The sequence below is a fragment of the Citrobacter sp. RHBSTW-00944 genome (assembly GCF_013615435.1).
GTDB lineage: Bacteria > Pseudomonadota > Gammaproteobacteria > Enterobacterales > Enterobacteriaceae > Citrobacter > Citrobacter braakii.
Genome location: NZ_CP055418.1, coordinates 2,966,178 through 2,981,633 on the forward strand (window position 1 = coordinate 2,966,178; position 15,456 = coordinate 2,981,633).

A 15,456-nucleotide genomic window follows, 5' to 3' on the forward strand; every position below is an offset into this window, starting at 1 on the left:
TTTTTTCCTACCAGACGGGCTGTCAATGATAGCCCGTCTACCACTGGGTTTCATCAAATGCCCGGCACTGTTCTTTTTGCCAGCCAGCGGGGCTCCAATGTTTTTACCAGAGATAAAGCGGCAAGGAATATTTTCGTCCCCGGCAGAGAAAAATGGCGAAATGAGAGATAAAGCAGAACTGGGACAGAATATGCTGGGTGAGGCTTTAATCGATAGCTTTAAATAGCCATTATGTTTTATGAGTCACGGAGCAACGGGTGCCCCGTGACAGTCATTAACTTACTTCAAATACTCTCCGCTGCGCAGCGCTTCAATACGTTTATCCAACGGCGGGTGAGTCATAAACAGCTCACTCAACGACTTGGATTTACCGTTGATGCAGAACGCCATCATGCTGGTCGCTTCCTGCGGCTCATAGCTGGTTTTCAGACGCTGCAGCGCGGCGATCATTTTCTCACGCCCCACCAGTTTTGCTGAACCGGCATCCGCATGGAATTCACGATGACGTGAGAACCACATGGTAATAATGCTCGCCAGAATACCAAACACCAGTTCCAGCACCGTCGCCACTGCGAAGTAGATCAATGGGTTGCCGTTACTGCCCTCACCCTCATCGCGGTTTCCGCCCATAAAGCCAGCGGCAATTTGCGCCAGAATACGTGAGATAAAGATAACGAAGGTGTTCACCACACCCTGAATGAGCGTCATGGTAACCATATCGCCATTAGCAATGTGGCTGATTTCATGCGCGATAACGGCTTCGGCTTCGTCCGGGCTCATGTTTTGCAACAGGCCTGTACTCACAGCCACCAGCGAAGCATCCCGGCGCGCACCGGTAGCAAACGCGTTAATATCTGGCGCATGGTAGATTGCAACCTGCGGCATAGCGATCCCAGCCTGGCGAGCCTGATTCGCTACCGTATTCATCAGCCAGCGTTCTCTTTCATTGCGAGGCTGTTCGATCACTTCCCCACCAACGGATTTTAACGCCATCCATTTGGACATCAGCAGCGAAATGAAGGAACCACCAAAACCAAACAGCAGTGCCATGATCAACAAGCCTTGAACGCTGCTTGACTGAATCCCTGTCAGGCTCAATACCAGCCCGAAAACGACCATCACAGCCAGGTTCGTCAGCAGGAAGAGCGCGATTCGCATCATAATTTTCTTTTAACCTCAATTTAACAAAACGCACTATGCGATTACCCATATCGTATGGGTCTTATGGCTATTTTCAAGCATCCATAGGTGCTAAGTCACCAGAAAGACACAACTTTACATTTTATCGTATCACACTGACGTCTTCATGCGTTTGTTAAAAAAACAGGCACAATTTCTTGTGCCTGTTGGAGGTTATTTACTGGTTGCGGGCTGTTCCGCTGGCTTTTCTTTTTCAAGATGCGCCAGGTCAAGCGCAATTTTTACCGTTTCATCCAGGTAGGGATCTGGCTCCTGGTAATCCTTCGGTAAATCGTCCAGTTTTTTCAGCGGCGGCTTACCTTCTCGCTTAAACCGATCGTTGATACGCGCCAGACGCATTGCGTCATCTTCGTTATTCTCTTTCTCACGCTGAGCGTAATTGAGAGAAGCGATGTTGCGTTTATCCTTCATCGCATTGAAACGCGCAATATCCTTCATGATGTACTGAAACTCAGGATCGTTGGCAATACGTGCATTGTGCTCTTTTAACAATTCAGGTCCGAACGGCGTCAGATTCTCTGATTTGGTGTAAGTCGCAGCATCAATGCTATCCCACGGCAGCGCGTTATCTTCAAACTTCTCACCGGTTTCTGTTTCTTCATTACCTGTCGGCATGATGATGTCCGGCGTAACGCCCTTACGCTGCGTACTGCCACCGTTTACACGGTAGAATTTCTGGATCGTATACTGAACAGAACCCAGCGCCGGCCATTCCGGACGCAGCATCTGATCATAAATACGGTTCAGAGAGCGATACTGCTGTACAGTGCCTTTCCCGAAAGTCGGTTCACCAACGATCAGCGCACGACCATAATCCTGCATTGCCGCAGCAAAAATCTCTGATGCCGAAGCACTGAAGCGATCGACTAACACTACCAGCGGGCCTTTGTAGTACACAACGCCGTCGGTATCGCTGTCTTCACGCACTTTACCGTTATTGTCACGAACCTGAACCACCGGGCCGGAAGGAATGAACAGACCGGAGAGCGAAACGGCTTCGGTCAGCGCGCCACCACCGTTAGTGCGCAGATCGATAATGACGCTGCTGACGTTCTGTTTTTCCAGCTTCTGCAACTGAACTTTGACATCATCCGTCAGACCAACATAGAAGCCAGGGATATCCAGTACGCCGACTTTTTCTTTGCCAACGGTTTTCACGGACATTTTCACGGCGCGGTCTTCGAGACGAATACGTTCACGCGTTAACGTGACGGTGCGCGTCTTGGTTCCTTTACCGGCAGGCAGGATTTCAAGGCGAACTTTGCTGCCTTTGGGTCCTTTGATCAGCGCAACAACGTCATCCAGACGCCAGCCAATCACGTCGACCATTCCCTTACCGGTCTGACCCACGCCGACAATACGGTCACCAACGCTTATTGCTTTGCTCTTGGCTGCCGGGCCGCCCGCCACCATGGAGTTAATGACGGTGTAGTCATCATCCATTTGCAAAACCGCGCCAATACCTTCCAGAGACAGGCTCATTTCAGTATTGAACTGTTCGGTATTGCGTGGAGAGAGATAGTTAGTATGCGGGTCGATCTCACGGGCGAAAGCCGTCATCGCCAGAGAGAACACATCTTCGCTGTTGGTCTGCGCCAGACGGCGAATCGCAAACTTGTAGCGACGCGTCAGCGTTTCACGAATTTCCGCATCGGTTTTGCCGGTCAGCTTCAGGCTGAGTTCGTCAAATTTAACCTTGCCGTCCCACAGCGCGTTAAGCTCTGCTTCGCTCTTCGGCCATGGCGCTTTGCTCCGGTCGAGGTTAAAGGTGTCGGTACCGGTGAAATCCATTGGACGTGCCAGTACGCTTAACGCGTACTGATAACGTTCAAATCGGCGTTTTTGCGCCAGATTATAGAGATCGTAAAAGACATCCAGCTTGCCGGTACGCAGTTCATCGCCAAGGACCGTTTTCTTTTTTGCATACTGTTCGATATCGCTCGCCAACAGCACGTTGTGGCTGTAGTCGAGCAGATTCAAATAGCGGTCAAAAATTTTTGCCGAAAACGCCTGATCCAGATCGAACTGGCGATAGTGCGAACGCGTAAAACGCGATGTCACACGTTCACTTACCGTCGCATGCTGGGTTTCTTCCTTTAAAACGGGGATTTGATCGGCACGCGTGATATCTTCCACAGCAAGTGCCTGGCCTGCTAATGCAAGCAGACCAGCTAACGCAGTAAGCCTAAAAAAAGTGTTCATGCCAGGCCTGGCCTCCGTTTCAGAACACCAGGTGTTCTGCGCGTACAATCAAAGACATACCCGAATTCAGCTGTACACGGACGCCATCTTTGGTGATTTCTAATACGGTGGCATCCATCGCATTATTACCTGCTTTCACCTTCAGAGACTGCCCTACCGTCAGTACTGAAATATCAGATACCGGGGTATGCTGTTCTTCACGAGGAGCACGCGGTGCTTTTGCTGCTGGTTTCTCAGCGCGAGGTTTACGCTCAGCGCCTTCTTTACGACGCGGTGCAGGACGCGGCTTACGCTCGCGACGCGGTGCGTCTTCTTTTTCACCGGCAGCAGCGGCTGCTTCGCGTTTTTTCGCCTGTTGCTCTGCACGTTGCGCCTGAACGCGGGCTTTAGCTTCTTCCAGCTGTTTGCGAGCATGTTCAACGTGCTGCTCATCCAGCTCACCACAAGGGTTGCCGTCGAGATCAACACGCGTTGCGCCCAATTTAACGCCATACAGATAGCGCCAGCTTGAAGTATAGAGACGTAAGGCAGAGCGGAGCTGCGTCTTGCTGAGGTTCATTTCGCCCTCAACACGCTCTACCAGATCCTGAAAAATGCCAATTTTCAGTGGGCGCGCTTCGCCTTCCGCACTAAAACACTGCGGGAAGCGTTCGGCCAGAAACGCGATGACTTCTTTACTGCTATTCAACTTAGGTTGATTTTCCATGAAATTTCCTGATTACAACGGACGTAGCCAACAAGCGCAGGCATGAACAGGCGACATTATAATGACGTCATCAGTAATTGCTACGTTATCCGTTGATTATCCTGCGACGCGCGCAAAGAATTTTTTGTAATCCGTCGTTGCAAGCACGGTTTCAAGCTGTGCCACCAGCGTTCGCAGCCCCTGTTCATCCTCGTCAGTAAAGCGGCCAAACGCCGTGCTATCGATATCCAGCACGCCGATTATCTGATTTTCGACGGTGATTGGCAGGACGATTTCAGCGTTGCTGGCGGCATCACATGCGATGTGTCCGTCAAAAGCATGAACGTCCTCAATGCGCTGAACCTGGTTCTGCGCTACTGCGGTCCCACACACCCCGCGTCCTACCGGGATCCGCACGCAGGCGATTTTTCCCTGGAAAGGCCCCAGCACCAGCGTATCGTTTTCGAGCAGATAAAAACCGGCCCAGTTCACTTCTGCAAGACGTTCGTACAACAACGCGCTGGTATTTGCCAGCGTTGCCAGAAAACTGGTTTCACCTGCCATTAATGCCTGAAAGTCACGGTTCAGATCCGTGTATAGCTCTGTTTTGTTCATTATGTAATCACTTAGTTGTCTTACTTAAAGCTGCAGCCTACTAAAATAAACATTAAATGCGTTAATGCTCAAGATCATTCCCGTCATGAGTTAAGATAACATTACTTCAACAATTTGATTCGCGATACATGGCCTTAACGACACCACGCATCACGCCGACTAAAAAAATAGCCATCAGGTCCATTGGTGATGCACTCCCTCGTGCGCATTACCATCGTTGCCCTGAATGTGACCTGATCTTTAGCTTGCCTAAAATGCGTTCGCATCAAAGTGCATTTTGCCCACGCTGTCAGGCAAAAATTCGTGACGGACGCGACTGGTCATTAACACGACTGGCGGCTATGGCTTTCACCATGCTGCTGCTGATGCCCTTTGCCTGGGGAGAACCGCTCCTGCACATCTATTTATTAGGTGTGCGCATTGACGCCAATGTGCTGCAAGGCATCTGGCAAATGACCCGACAAGGCGACCCACTCACCGCATCCTTCGTACTCTTTTGCGTTGCCGGTGCGCCCATCATTCTCGTGACCTCAATCGCTTATCTGTGGTTTGGCAATATTCTTGGGATGAACCTGCGCCCAGTGCTGCTGATGCTGGAAAGGCTCAAAGAGTGGGTGATGCTTGATATCTACCTGGTGGGCATTGGCGTCGCATCAATCAAAGTTCAGGACTATGCTTTTTTGCAACCCGGTGTAGGTCTGTTTGCTTTTATTGCGCTGGTGATCCTCAGTGTTTTGACGCTGTCGCACCTTAACGTTGAGCAGCTTTGGGACCGTTTCTATCCGCAAAGACCAGCCCGTCGGCCCGATGAAAAACTTCGCGTCTGCCTCGGTTGCCACTTTACAGGTTATCCGGACGCCCGAGGTCGCTGCCCTCGCTGTCATATCCCGTTACGCTGGCGCAGGAATCAAAGTATCCAAAAGTGTTGGGCTGCTCTGCTGGCCTCGATCGTCCTGCTTTTGCCTGCTAATCTGCTGCCCATCTCGGTAATTTATGTCAATGGCGGCCGCCAGGAAGACACGATCCTGTCAGGCATAATGTCCCTGGCGAACAGCAACGTCGGCGTGGCGGCGATTGTTTTTATCGCCAGTATTCTGGTGCCATTCACCAAAGTGATTGTGATGTTTACGTTGCTCATCAGCATCCATTTTAGATGTGAGCAAGGATTGCGTACCCGCATCAAACTGCTGCGTATGGTGACCTGGATTGGTCGCTGGTCGATGCTGGATCTCTTTGTTATCGCTTTAACCATGTCGCTGATTAATCGCGATCAGATACTTGCTTTTACTATGGGGCCAGCTGCGTTTTATTTCGGCGCAGCGGTAATATTGACTATTCTTGCTGTGGAATGGCTGGACAGCCGCTTACTTTGGGATGCACATGAGTCAGGAAACGCCCGCTTCGCAGACTGAAGCGCAGATTAAAACTAAACGCCGTATCTCTCCGTTCTGGCTGCTGCCGTTCATCGCGCTGATGATTGCAGGATGGCTAATCTGGGGAAGCTATGAAGATCGCGGCAATACCGTAACCATTGACTTTATGTCTGCTGACGGCATTGTGCCGGGCCGTACTCCCGTTCGCTATCAGGGCGTTGAAGTGGGCACCGTGCAGGATATCAACCTCAGCGAAGATCTACGCAAAATTGAAGTGCGCGTCAGCATCAAATCGACCATGAAAGATGCTCTGCGCAAAGATACCCAGTTCTGGTTGGTCACGCCGAAAGCGTCGCTGGCGGGGGTTTCTGGTCTGGATGCGTTGGTTGGCGGCAACTATATCGGCATGATGCCCGGAACCGGCGAGCCGGAAGATCATTTCGTCGCCCTCGATACGCAGCCCAAATATCGTCTGGATAATGGCGATTTGATGCTGCATCTGCGCGCCCCCGACCTCGGGTCGCTCAATAGCGGTTCGCTGGTTTATTTCCGCAAGATTCCGGTGGGCCGGGTGTATGACTACACCATCAACCCAAATCATCAGGGCGTAACCATCGACGTGCTGATCGAACGTCGCTTTACCAACCTGGTGAAAAAAGGCAGCCGTTTCTGGAACGTGTCCGGTGTGAATGCGGATGTCAGCCTCAGCGGAGCGAAAATCAAGCTGGAGAGTCTGGCGGCGCTGGTCAATGGCGCCATTGCTTTTGATTCGCCCGAAGACTCTAAACCCGCGGTGGCCGATGACACGTTTGGTTTGTATCAGGATCTCGCGCACAGCCAGCGGGGAGTGATCGTCAAGCTTGAGTTACCCAGCGGCGATGGACTCAAGGCCGGCTCAACGTCGCTGATGTATCAAGGATTAGAAGTCGGGCAACTGACCAAACTGGATTTAAATCCAGGCGGTAAAGTGACCGGCGAAATGACGGTCGATCCCAGCGTCGTAACGCTGCTGCGCGACAATACGCGGATTGAATTACACAGCCCTAAATTATCGTTAAACGATGCAAATATCAGTTCGCTACTGACGGGCAAAACTTTCGAGCTGGTACCTGGCGAGGGCGAGCCGCGTAACCAGTTTGCGGTTATTCCTGCTGAGAAGTCGTTGTTACACGATCCGGGCGTCATGACGCTTACGCTGACCGCGCCGGAGAGTTACGGTATTGATGCCGGTCAGCCACTGATTCTTCACGGCGTACAGGTCGGTCAGGTGATTGATCGCACGCTCTCTGGCAAAGGTGTTTCATTTACCGTTGCCATCGAACCACAGCATCGCGCCCTGGTGCAAGGTGACAGTAAGTTCGTGGTCAACAGCCGCGTTGACATCAAGGTCGGGCTTGATGGCGTGGAATTCCTAGGCGCCAGCGCCAGCGAATGGCTCAGCGGCGGCATTCGTATTTTGCCCGGTACCAAGGGTGAAATGAAAAAAAGCTACCCGCTGTATGCCAACCTGGAAAAAGCGATTGAAAACAGCCTGAGCGATCTGCCAACTACCACGCTCAGCCTGAGCGCCGAAACGCTGCCTGATGTGCAGGCCGGTTCGGTGGTGTTATACCGCAAATTCGAGGTCGGTGAAGTGATTAGCGTTCGCCCACGCGCCGATGCGTTTGATATCGATCTGCATATCAAACCGGAATATCGCAACCTGCTGACCAGTAACAGCGTATTCTGGGCCGAAGGCGGGGCAAAGGTTCAGCTTAACGGTAGCGGATTGACCGTACAGGCATCTCCCCTGTCGCGAGCGCTCAAAGGGGCGATTAGCTTCGATAACCTCAGCGGCGCCAGCGCCAGCCAACGCAAAGGCGACAAGCGTATTCTGTATGCTTCCGAAACCGCCGCGCGTGCGGTGGGCGGCCAGATAACCCTGCACGCGTTCGATGCCGGTAAACTCGCGGCCGGCATGCCAATTCGCTACCTGGGGATCGATATCGGCCAGATCCAGACGCTTGAGCTAATCACCGCCCGTAACGAAGTTCAGGCAAAAGCAGTTTTGTATCCGGAATACGTGCAGACTTTTGCCCGTAGCGGTACCCGCTTCTCCGTGATCACACCGCAAATCTCAGCGGCAGGCGTCGAGCATCTGGATACGATCTTACAGCCGTATATTAACGTTGAACCAGGACGCGGTAACCCGCGCCGTGATTTTGAACTGCAGGAAGCCACCATTACCGACTCTCGTTACCTCGATGGTCTGAGTATTGTGGTAGAAGCGCCGGAAGCAGGTTCGCTGAATATCGGTACGCCAGTCCTGTTCAGAGGCATTGAAGTGGGGACCGTCACCGGGCTGACGCTGGGCTCGCTTTCTGACCGCGTGATGGTGGCGATGCGCATTAGCCAGCGCTATCAGCATCTGGTGCGGAACAACTCCGTGTTCTGGCTGGCATCAGGATACAATCTCGACTTTGGTTTGACCGGCGGCGTCGTGAAGACCGGTACCTTCAATCAGTTCATTCGCGGCGGAATCGCCTTCGCTACGCCACCGGGTACGCCGCTGGCCCCGAAAGCGCAGGCAGGTAAACACTTCCTGCTGCTCGAAAGCGAACCAAAAGAGTGGCGTGAATGGGGAACCGCCCTGCCACGTTAATCTCTCCCCTTGCTCCGGCGTACATACTCGCGCCGGAGCACTTATGCTACACTGCGCACCTGTTTTTTTGCCGGTGGTACCAAGTGGCTTATTTTCCCGACGCCTTTCTAAACCAAATGCGTGAAGCAATGCCTTCCACGCTCTCATTTGATGATTTTATCGCTGCCTGCCAGCGTCCGCTTCGTCGCAGCATCCGCGTCAATACGCTGAAAATCTCCGTTGCCGATTTCCTCACTCTGACTGCACCTTACAACTGGTCGCTCACTCCGATACCCTGGTGCGCTGAAGGTTTCTGGATCGAACGCGATGATGAAAAGTCAGTACCGCTCGGCAGTACCGCGGAACATTTAAGCGGCCTGTTTTATATTCAGGAAGCCAGCTCAATGCTGCCGGTAGCCGCGCTGTTTGCCGATGGCAATACCCCGGATCGCGTGATGGATGTCGCGGCAGCCCCCGGCTCCAAAACCACGCAAATTGCCGCAAAAATGAAAAATCAGGGTGCGATTCTGGCGAATGAGTTTTCCGCCAGTCGCGTCAAAGTCCTGCATGCCAATATCAGCCGATGCGGGATAGCCAATGTCGCGCTAACCCATTTTGACGGGCGGGTATTTGGCGCAGCGTTGCCAGAAGCCTTCGATGCCATTTTGCTGGACGCGCCGTGTTCCGGTGAAGGCGTGGTGCGTAAAGATCCCGATGCGCTAAAAAACTGGTCGCCAGAAAGTAATCTGGAAATTGCCGCAACCCAGCGCGAACTTCTCGACAGCGCCTTTCATGCCTTGCGTCCTGGCGGCACGTTGGTTTACTCAACCTGCACGCTGAACCGTGACGAAAATGAAGACATTATGCAGTGGCTGATTGAGACCTACCCGGACGCCGTCGAGTTTTTACCACTGGGCGATTTATTCCCGCAGGCTGAACGCGCCCTGACCCCGGAAGGATTCCTGCATGTGTTCCCGCAGATCTACGAATGTGAAGGTTTTTTCGTCGCGCGTCTGCGCAAAACTGCCGCGATCCCTGCACTACCGACGCCAAAATACAAAGTCGGTAACTTCCCGTTCACCCCGCTTAAAGGACGTGAATCCGCGCTTGTCACTCAGGCCGCTAACGCCTGTGGATTGCAGTGGGAAGACACTCTGCGCCTGTGGCAGCGTGATAAAGAGATTTGGCTATTCCCAACCGAGATTGAACCCCTGATCGGCAAAGTCCGCTTTTCCCGACTCGGCATCAAACTCGCTGAAACGCACAATAAAGGGTACCGCTGGCAGCATGAAGCCGTCATTGCTCTCGCCAGCACAAATCACAGCCATGCGTTTGAACTGACCCTTGCCGAAGCCGAAGAGTGGTACCGCGGACGAGATGTCTACCCGCAGACCGCACCGACCACAGACGATGTGCTGGTTACGTTCCAGCATCAGCCGATTGGCCTGGCGAAACGTATTGGATCGCGATTAAAGAATAGCTACCCGCGCGATCTTGTCCGGGATGGCAAACTCTTTACAGGATAACGCACGTTTTTACTGGCGCTTTTGCTAACGTTGACTACGCTGAAAAATGGACGACCTAACTGGTCGTACCACAACCAGCAAATAAACGGAGAGCACGATGATGAAAACCAGTGTGCGCATTGGCGCTTTTGAAATCGACGACGCCGAGTTACATGGCGAATCGCCAGGGGACCGAACGTTAACCATTCCGTGTAAATCCGATCCGGATTTATGCATGCAACTTGATGCCTGGGATGCCGACACCAGCGTCCCGGCTCTTCTTAACGGAGAACATTCAGTTCTATTTCGCGAGCACTACGATCGTAAGTCAGATGCCTGGATCATGCGCCTTGCCTGATTCAAAAAGAACCCGTCGCCAGACGGGTTATTTCTTGGTTAATTTCCCTCATCTATCAACATCTTCTACACTACAGCTATGGCTTTACCATTTGAGGATGGAATGTTCACGCTGGTTCTTTTTGTGTGCTACCTGGGTGGCGGTTGTGAAGATATCGTTGTTGATGTCTACAAAACTGAGCAGCAGTGCCTGATATCGATGGACGATCAGCGTATTCGTAACGGCGGATGTTTACCCGCGGATGACTACATCGACAGCTTCTGGCGTCCGGCCCAGGAATACAGCGATTTTTGATTATTGCAGTTGCACCAGCGTCAACTCGCCACCAAACACCGCACCAGTATCAATATAGTGCAGATTCTCGTGATCCAGCCGCTGACGCAGAGGCGTATGGCCAAACCAAAAGTGATCCGCGCCGCGAATGCCGTTGCCTTTATTCATCAGCCTTGTGCGATCCCACAGTACCCGCTGTAAATCGACCTCTTTTTGCCACTGATAATTATCATCAGGGTAATCTGCGTGAGCAATAACGTGTATGCCGTTCTGGCAACGCAGCTCCAGAATCCAGGGTAATTGCCGACACGTTTCAAGAGCGGCTGTCGCCGCTGGCTGCTCCGCCTGCGCAAACCACGAACCGCCATTCATAAACCACAGGAATTGCTCCCCGGTTGCCAGCGCGTCCAGCCCCATCTGTTCATGATTCCCTCTGACCGCGATAATCCAGCGTTTACGCAGTAGTTTCAGGCAACGCAGACTGTCAGGCCCGCGATCGATAACATCCCCCACTGAAACCAGCAGGTCCTGCCACGGATCAAAATGACACAGGCGCAATTTCGCCATCAATAATGAGAAGCAACCGTGGATATCCCCAACCACCCAAACATGTCGCCAGCGCGTCGCTTCCACTCTTTGATAAGCATTGTCAGGCAGTCCCATTTGACCTCCTGTACACAAATATTGCCCTGTTCTAAATTAAACCATAGCAGTAAAAAACAGAGCGACCGAATCATACATCACGGTCCTACGCTATCCACGCGTCGACGAGGTACTAACGCAACAGCTTCCAGTTCTGCTTCCAGTTCAGCTACTATAGATTGCAGGTCATAAGTGGGTGCATTACGCGCACGAGCTCTTTCTTCTCTTTTCTGTTTACAACACAATTCCTGATAGAAATCATTAACCGCAGGGATATCCCCGGTAATTTTTATCACATCATGTTCATGATAAAACAGCAACGGCGGCCCACCTTTGGTATCAAATGCAACGGCCTTAAGCGGCGTGAGCTCCATCGCCTCAATAAAACCTTTGTCACAAGTCAATATTCCAGGGAAAAAATATCGCTCATCATTTCCTGTATTGAAGGTAAGTGCTTGCTCTAAATACCGACAATGAGTCAGATCCCAGGCCATACCATGTAATGCCGACCACATATTTTTCGACTTTTTATGTATTTTGTTAAAAAACCTAAATTCTGTCCCTCGTATAAAAAACTCACTCGCTAGAATTAACTCTCTTGTCGCCAAAAAGCATACTTTGGTGTGAGCAAAACTTAATAGATCGATCAATTTATTTTTGAGCGATCTGGCAGGCGATTTGATTTGGATGATACTCATCATAAGAACATAAGCGTAAATACTATCGTGCCTGTCTCTTAACGCACGCCTGAACTCAGAGTCTTTGTTTTTAGTGAGCAGTGAGCTAAAATGTCTGTCGGTATTAATAAAAAGCTCACCTTGCGATATTTTTGAGGTCAATATTCCGCTGGTTCCTGACTTAACGAGATCAACATCTTTTATAAATTCGTAACCCATCAACTTATCGAATATTTTATGGTGATTCTCTTTCTCATCCAGATTTTTAAGGTTCTCCAGCTCATATAACACAGAGTCTACTTGTGTATTCTGATGAGAAATAAATTTAAATATTTCTTCGATGTCATCATCCAGACCAGAACCTTTACCATTGATATATGGTCTGAGATAACTTAATGCCTGGCTATCAAGAGATATTGAGTAATCTATTTTAAATGTGGAGTGTCCTTTATCGCTGAACATTTCCTCTATGGTTTGAGGATCCATAACGAAAACATTTTCATCATTGAATAAAGAGCGTATAGACGCCCCATGCTTGAATTTCTTGTTAGTTTGAAACCCTGGATATGGCCCTTTAGGCGATGAAAAGACAAATTTATACTCTGGGATTAATAGATAGAAACTGGTGTATAGTTTTAATGCTGCAGAGAGATCTTCAGCATTACCAATCTCCATCACGAGTCTTTCTTTTAACTTTTCCATTTCTTATATCTCGTTATTGAGAAACTGAGTCCATGTATCAGGGGCCAGAACGGCATCAATTGATGGATAATTATACCGCTATTGATACAAGTGAGTCTAAACCTCTCGGCACTAGTGACAACTGAAATGCTGGCGCATAAGCAGACCATACGCCTGGAGAACAGGAAAAAATGGGCATCACGATCTGATCTTTTTCTGCGCAAATGAAGTGTAAATGTTAAAAGCAGTGTGGTATAAGGAAGAAATCCCGAATTGTGATATGCGGACAAATTTCGGAAACTTTCGGACATGATGTCCTAAGTGATTGAAATAAAATCCACATAAAAAGAGACCGAATACGATTCCTGTATTCGGTCCAGGGAAATGGCTCTTGGGAGAGAGCCGTGCGCTAAAAGTTGGCATTAATGCAGGCTAAGTTACCCTGCCATTTAAGAATAGATGACAGCGCCAGGTTTTCCAGTCCGCGACTAAAGTGGCCTGAAAAAAAGGACGATTGTCACACATCCAAACGTAAAAACCGCAAGTTCTCCTGAGAGAGCCTTGCGGTTTTTTATTGGAAATCAGAACGCTACATCTGACAATTAGCAGAGCTTTTCTGCACGCTCCACAAACGGTGCGAGGCTCATTTTTTCGCCCGGTTTCGCCGGGTCGTCAATCTGGATAATCTCGATCGGCTTCGCCGTAGTTTTCCCACTCTCTACCTGCTGTCTGGCAACATCATTCAATGGGTATTGCACCAGCGTACTGGGATTGATGACATACAGCGCGTTACCAGGACGGCAGGTCAGCATCACCTCTTCCCGATTAAACGCCCACTTATCTTTGCCAACCTCAAAACGGCTGACGGTGATGACCTGTGGCGCAGCCAGCGCGGCCCCTGAACTTGCCAGTAGTAATAACGAGATAATGATTTTTTTCATGCGTTTCGCCAATCCATCAATCAGAAAGGTTCGAGGGTTGCAAACAGGCTGACAATCGCCAGCACAACGGCCCCAATTCCCCATTCCAGCTTAGTCATCCAAACAAAATAGAGTGTCATACTGCGGTTATCCTGCCGCATGCGTGGTACCAGAACATACCTATTCACCAGCGCAATCGCCACCATTAGCATCACCAGAGCACCTTTTAACAAAAGCAGTTGCCCGTAAGCCATGTGCCAGGGAACAGAAAAACCGACAATAAACAGCGCATTCATGATACCGGTAAGTAAAACTCCGATAACGAAAAGATGCCCGTAGCGGGAGAAACGCATCATAGTATTGATGGCCTGTTCCCGCCAGCGGCCTTGCGCCATTTGCATACAGTAAAGTACGGGCAGCAAACCGCCGAACCAGGCGGCAGCGCATACCAAATGCAAGGCGTGGTTAACCTGCTGGATTGCACCAGCGATACCGCTATGCAGCGTCGCGTGTCCGACGCCAGCCAGCAAAATAAACTGCGCAATCGTCAGCATTAACAGCCTTCGCGGCATGCTGCGCGGCACTATAATTACCACCACCAGCGTGACCAACGCGAGGATAATCTGCCATAACCAGACGCCGCCAAACTGCGTTTGCAACACGGCGCCCCATATGTCACTAGAAATAACATCCCGCCAGCCTGAGCCCATTAAACCACCCTGGATCGCCAGCATCAGCGTCGCGCTAATAAAGCTCCACGCTGCGGCATGTCGTTGCAGACGCAAAAAACGACGCATCATTAAACGACGAACCGAAACGGGAGCCAGCCATGCGCCGTAGAGCGCACAGCCAAACACCAGCATCAACGTGGTAAAATGGATAAACCGTAGTGCAACCCAGGTAAATTCCAGCATCGGTTATTTCACGCTAAAGGTATATTGCCCCTTTGTCTTATGGCCATCCACGGAGACGACGTGCCAGTCGACAGTATATTTTCCGGCCTCAAGCGTTTGAGCAAGCGGAATAATCAGTTGTGTTTTGTCCTGTTCACTGCGTGATGCCTTGCCCGTTTTGATCTGTTCTTTGTTTGGGCCTGTTAGCGTTGCGCCGCTGAATCCCGGCTCGACACCTTCAGAGAAATTCAGCGTCAACGCCTGAGGAGATACCGCAACATCGGCATTAGCCGCCGGGCTTTGTTTCGTCAGGTGAGCATGAGCCAGGGCGGCGGGAGTTGCCAGAAGGCTGGCGAGTACGATGAGAGCGTTGCGAAGCATAGATGCAGATGAAGCCATTTCAACTATTCCTTTTTGTTATGTCTAATCTATAGAGAATAACCTTCTACAATGATCGAGTCGAGAATCATCATTTCGGTCTTGCCATTAATGCACACTCTTAGTAACTTTGCGCGCCGAAAGACAGAGAAAAGGAGAAGCCCATGAACATCAATCTGGCCAAACTTGAGCAAGCTGAAATGGATAAGGTCAATGTTGACCTGGCCGCGGCGGGTGTCGCATTTAAGGAGCGATACAACATGCCGGTTGTTGCCGAAGTCGTTGAGCGTGAACAGCCCGAACATTTACGCGACTGGTTTCGGGAAAGACTGATCGCGCACCGTCTGGCATCCGTTTCCCTTTCACGTTTACCCTACGAGCCTAAAGTTAAATAAAACTTATATTACGTTACGATTCCTTACATGATGCCTGCT

General features: G+C 50.7%; 16 protein-coding genes. 7 read left to right on the forward strand and 9 right to left on the reverse strand.

Annotation, left to right across the window (positions count from 1 at the left end; all coding sequences use genetic code 11):
- The first annotated feature begins 25 nt into the window (after nt 1-25).
- On the forward strand, nt 26-226 hold the full coding sequence (locus HV334_RS14305) for a hypothetical protein (protein WP_049282075.1): 201 nt from the start codon (nt 26-28) through the stop codon (nt 224-226).
- 53 nt (nt 227-279) lie between these two features.
- Here HV334_RS14305 and htpX read toward each other — a convergent pair whose 3' ends face one another.
- The 4 genes from htpX to HV334_RS14325 form a co-directional block, all read right to left on the reverse strand.
- Nucleotides 280-1,161: a protease HtpX gene (htpX, locus tag HV334_RS14310; protein ID WP_003034964.1), complete on the reverse strand. Its 882-nt coding sequence runs from the start codon at nt 1,159-1,161 to the stop codon at nt 280-282.
- 192 nt (nt 1,162-1,353) lie between these two features.
- On the reverse strand, nt 1,354-3,402 hold the full coding sequence (gene prc, locus HV334_RS14315) for a carboxy terminal-processing peptidase (protein WP_046276431.1): 2,049 nt from the start codon (nt 3,400-3,402) through the stop codon (nt 1,354-1,356).
- Between the two features lie 19 nt (nt 3,403-3,421).
- Complete coding sequence (proQ, locus tag HV334_RS14320) at nt 3,422-4,108, reverse strand: RNA chaperone ProQ (protein ID WP_003833781.1); 687 nt, start codon at nt 4,106-4,108, stop codon at nt 3,422-3,424.
- A gap of 96 nt (nt 4,109-4,204) precedes the next feature.
- The gene (locus tag HV334_RS14325) at nt 4,205-4,702 is read right to left on the reverse strand and encodes a GAF domain-containing protein (protein WP_016152783.1); all 498 of its coding nucleotides are present in this window, start codon (nt 4,700-4,702) and stop codon (nt 4,205-4,207) included.
- Between the two features lie 128 nt (nt 4,703-4,830).
- Between HV334_RS14325 and yebS the strand changes: the two genes are divergently transcribed.
- The 5 genes from yebS (at nt 4,831) to HV334_RS14350 (ending at nt 10,852) form a co-directional block, all read left to right on the forward strand.
- Nucleotides 4,831-6,114: a membrane integrity lipid transport subunit YebS gene (gene yebS, locus HV334_RS14330; protein ID WP_016152782.1), complete on the forward strand. Its 1,284-nt coding sequence runs from the start codon at nt 4,831-4,833 to the stop codon at nt 6,112-6,114.
- Nucleotides 6,083-8,716: a PqiB family protein gene (locus HV334_RS14335; RefSeq protein ID WP_181220537.1), complete on the forward strand. Its 2,634-nt coding sequence runs from the start codon at nt 6,083-6,085 to the stop codon at nt 8,714-8,716. The genes yebS and HV334_RS14335 overlap by 32 nt, the downstream gene beginning before the upstream one ends.
- 116 nt (nt 8,717-8,832) lie before the next feature.
- Nucleotides 8,833-10,221, forward strand: coding sequence for a 16S rRNA (cytosine(1407)-C(5))-methyltransferase RsmF (gene rsmF, locus HV334_RS14340; protein WP_249415071.1), 1,389 nt, complete (start codon nt 8,833-8,835; stop codon nt 10,219-10,221).
- Between the two features lie 100 nt (nt 10,222-10,321).
- Nucleotides 10,322-10,558, forward strand: coding sequence for a YebV family protein (locus tag HV334_RS14345; protein WP_029139506.1), 237 nt, complete (start codon nt 10,322-10,324; stop codon nt 10,556-10,558).
- Between the two features lie 102 nt (nt 10,559-10,660).
- A complete protein-coding gene (locus tag HV334_RS14350; protein ID WP_016152779.1) occupies nt 10,661-10,852 on the forward strand; it encodes a YebW family protein in 192 nt (63 codons plus the stop codon).
- On the opposite strand, the gene pphA is transcribed toward HV334_RS14350, so the two are convergent.
- The 5 genes from pphA to yobA form a co-directional block, all read right to left on the reverse strand.
- Nucleotides 10,853-11,494, reverse strand: a complete 642-nt coding sequence (pphA, locus tag HV334_RS14355) for a protein-serine/threonine phosphatase (RefSeq protein ID WP_016156284.1) — start codon at nt 11,492-11,494, stop codon at nt 10,853-10,855.
- Nucleotides 11,495-11,571: 77 nt separating this feature from the next.
- The gene (locus HV334_RS14360; protein WP_181220538.1) at nt 11,572-12,852 is read right to left on the reverse strand and encodes a hypothetical protein; all 1,281 of its coding nucleotides are present in this window, start codon (nt 12,850-12,852) and stop codon (nt 11,572-11,574) included.
- Nucleotides 12,853-13,433: 581 nt separating this feature from the next.
- Entirely contained in the window at nt 13,434-13,772 is a 339-nt protein-coding gene (locus HV334_RS14365) for a YebY family protein (RefSeq protein ID WP_003833793.1), read from the reverse strand.
- A gap of 20 nt (nt 13,773-13,792) precedes the next feature.
- The gene (gene copD, locus HV334_RS14370; protein WP_049271209.1) at nt 13,793-14,665 is read right to left on the reverse strand and encodes a copper homeostasis membrane protein CopD; all 873 of its coding nucleotides are present in this window, start codon (nt 14,663-14,665) and stop codon (nt 13,793-13,795) included.
- 3 nt (nt 14,666-14,668) lie between these two features.
- Entirely contained in the window at nt 14,669-15,043 is a 375-nt protein-coding gene (gene yobA / locus HV334_RS14375) for a CopC domain-containing protein YobA (protein ID WP_047415373.1), read from the reverse strand.
- 143 nt (nt 15,044-15,186) lie between these two features.
- Here yobA and HV334_RS14380 point away from each other — a divergent pair, with 143 nt between their 5' ends.
- Nucleotides 15,187-15,417, forward strand: a complete 231-nt coding sequence (locus HV334_RS14380) for a DNA polymerase III subunit theta (RefSeq protein ID WP_003034925.1) — start codon at nt 15,187-15,189, stop codon at nt 15,415-15,417.
- Nucleotides 15,418-15,456 lie beyond the last annotated feature (39 nt).

Bases quoted from the DNA above. Each gene is read 5' to 3' on its own strand.
- HV334_RS14305 (WP_049282075.1), top strand. From the start codon at position 26: ATGATAGCCCGTCTACCACTGGGTTTCATCAAATGCCCGGCACTGTTC.
- htpX (WP_003034964.1), bottom strand. From the start codon at position 1,161: ATGATGCGAATCGCGCTCTTCCTGCTGACGAACCTGGCTGTGATGGTC.
- prc (WP_046276431.1), bottom strand. From the start codon at position 3,402: ATGAACACTTTTTTTAGGCTTACTGCGTTAGCTGGTCTGCTTGCATTA.
- proQ (WP_003833781.1), bottom strand. From the start codon at position 4,108: ATGGAAAATCAACCTAAGTTGAATAGCAGTAAAGAAGTCATCGCGTTT.
- HV334_RS14325 (WP_016152783.1), bottom strand. From the start codon at position 4,702: ATGAACAAAACAGAGCTATACACGGATCTGAACCGTGACTTTCAGGCA.
- yebS (WP_016152782.1), top strand. From the start codon at position 4,831: ATGGCCTTAACGACACCACGCATCACGCCGACTAAAAAAATAGCCATC.
- HV334_RS14335 (WP_181220537.1), top strand. From the start codon at position 6,083: ATGAGTCAGGAAACGCCCGCTTCGCAGACTGAAGCGCAGATTAAAACT.
- rsmF (WP_249415071.1), top strand. From the start codon at position 8,833: ATGCGTGAAGCAATGCCTTCCACGCTCTCATTTGATGATTTTATCGCT.
- HV334_RS14345 (WP_029139506.1), top strand. From the start codon at position 10,322: ATGAAAACCAGTGTGCGCATTGGCGCTTTTGAAATCGACGACGCCGAG.
- HV334_RS14350 (WP_016152779.1), top strand. From the start codon at position 10,661: ATGTTCACGCTGGTTCTTTTTGTGTGCTACCTGGGTGGCGGTTGTGAA.
- pphA (WP_016156284.1), bottom strand. From the start codon at position 11,494: ATGGGACTGCCTGACAATGCTTATCAAAGAGTGGAAGCGACGCGCTGG.
- HV334_RS14360 (WP_181220538.1), bottom strand. From the start codon at position 12,852: ATGGAAAAGTTAAAAGAAAGACTCGTGATGGAGATTGGTAATGCTGAA.
- HV334_RS14365 (WP_003833793.1), bottom strand. From the start codon at position 13,772: ATGAAAAAAATCATTATCTCGTTATTACTACTGGCAAGTTCAGGGGCC.
- copD (WP_049271209.1), bottom strand. From the start codon at position 14,665: ATGCTGGAATTTACCTGGGTTGCACTACGGTTTATCCATTTTACCACG.
- yobA (WP_047415373.1), bottom strand. From the start codon at position 15,043: ATGGCTTCATCTGCATCTATGCTTCGCAACGCTCTCATCGTACTCGCC.
- HV334_RS14380 (WP_003034925.1), top strand. From the start codon at position 15,187: ATGAACATCAATCTGGCCAAACTTGAGCAAGCTGAAATGGATAAGGTC.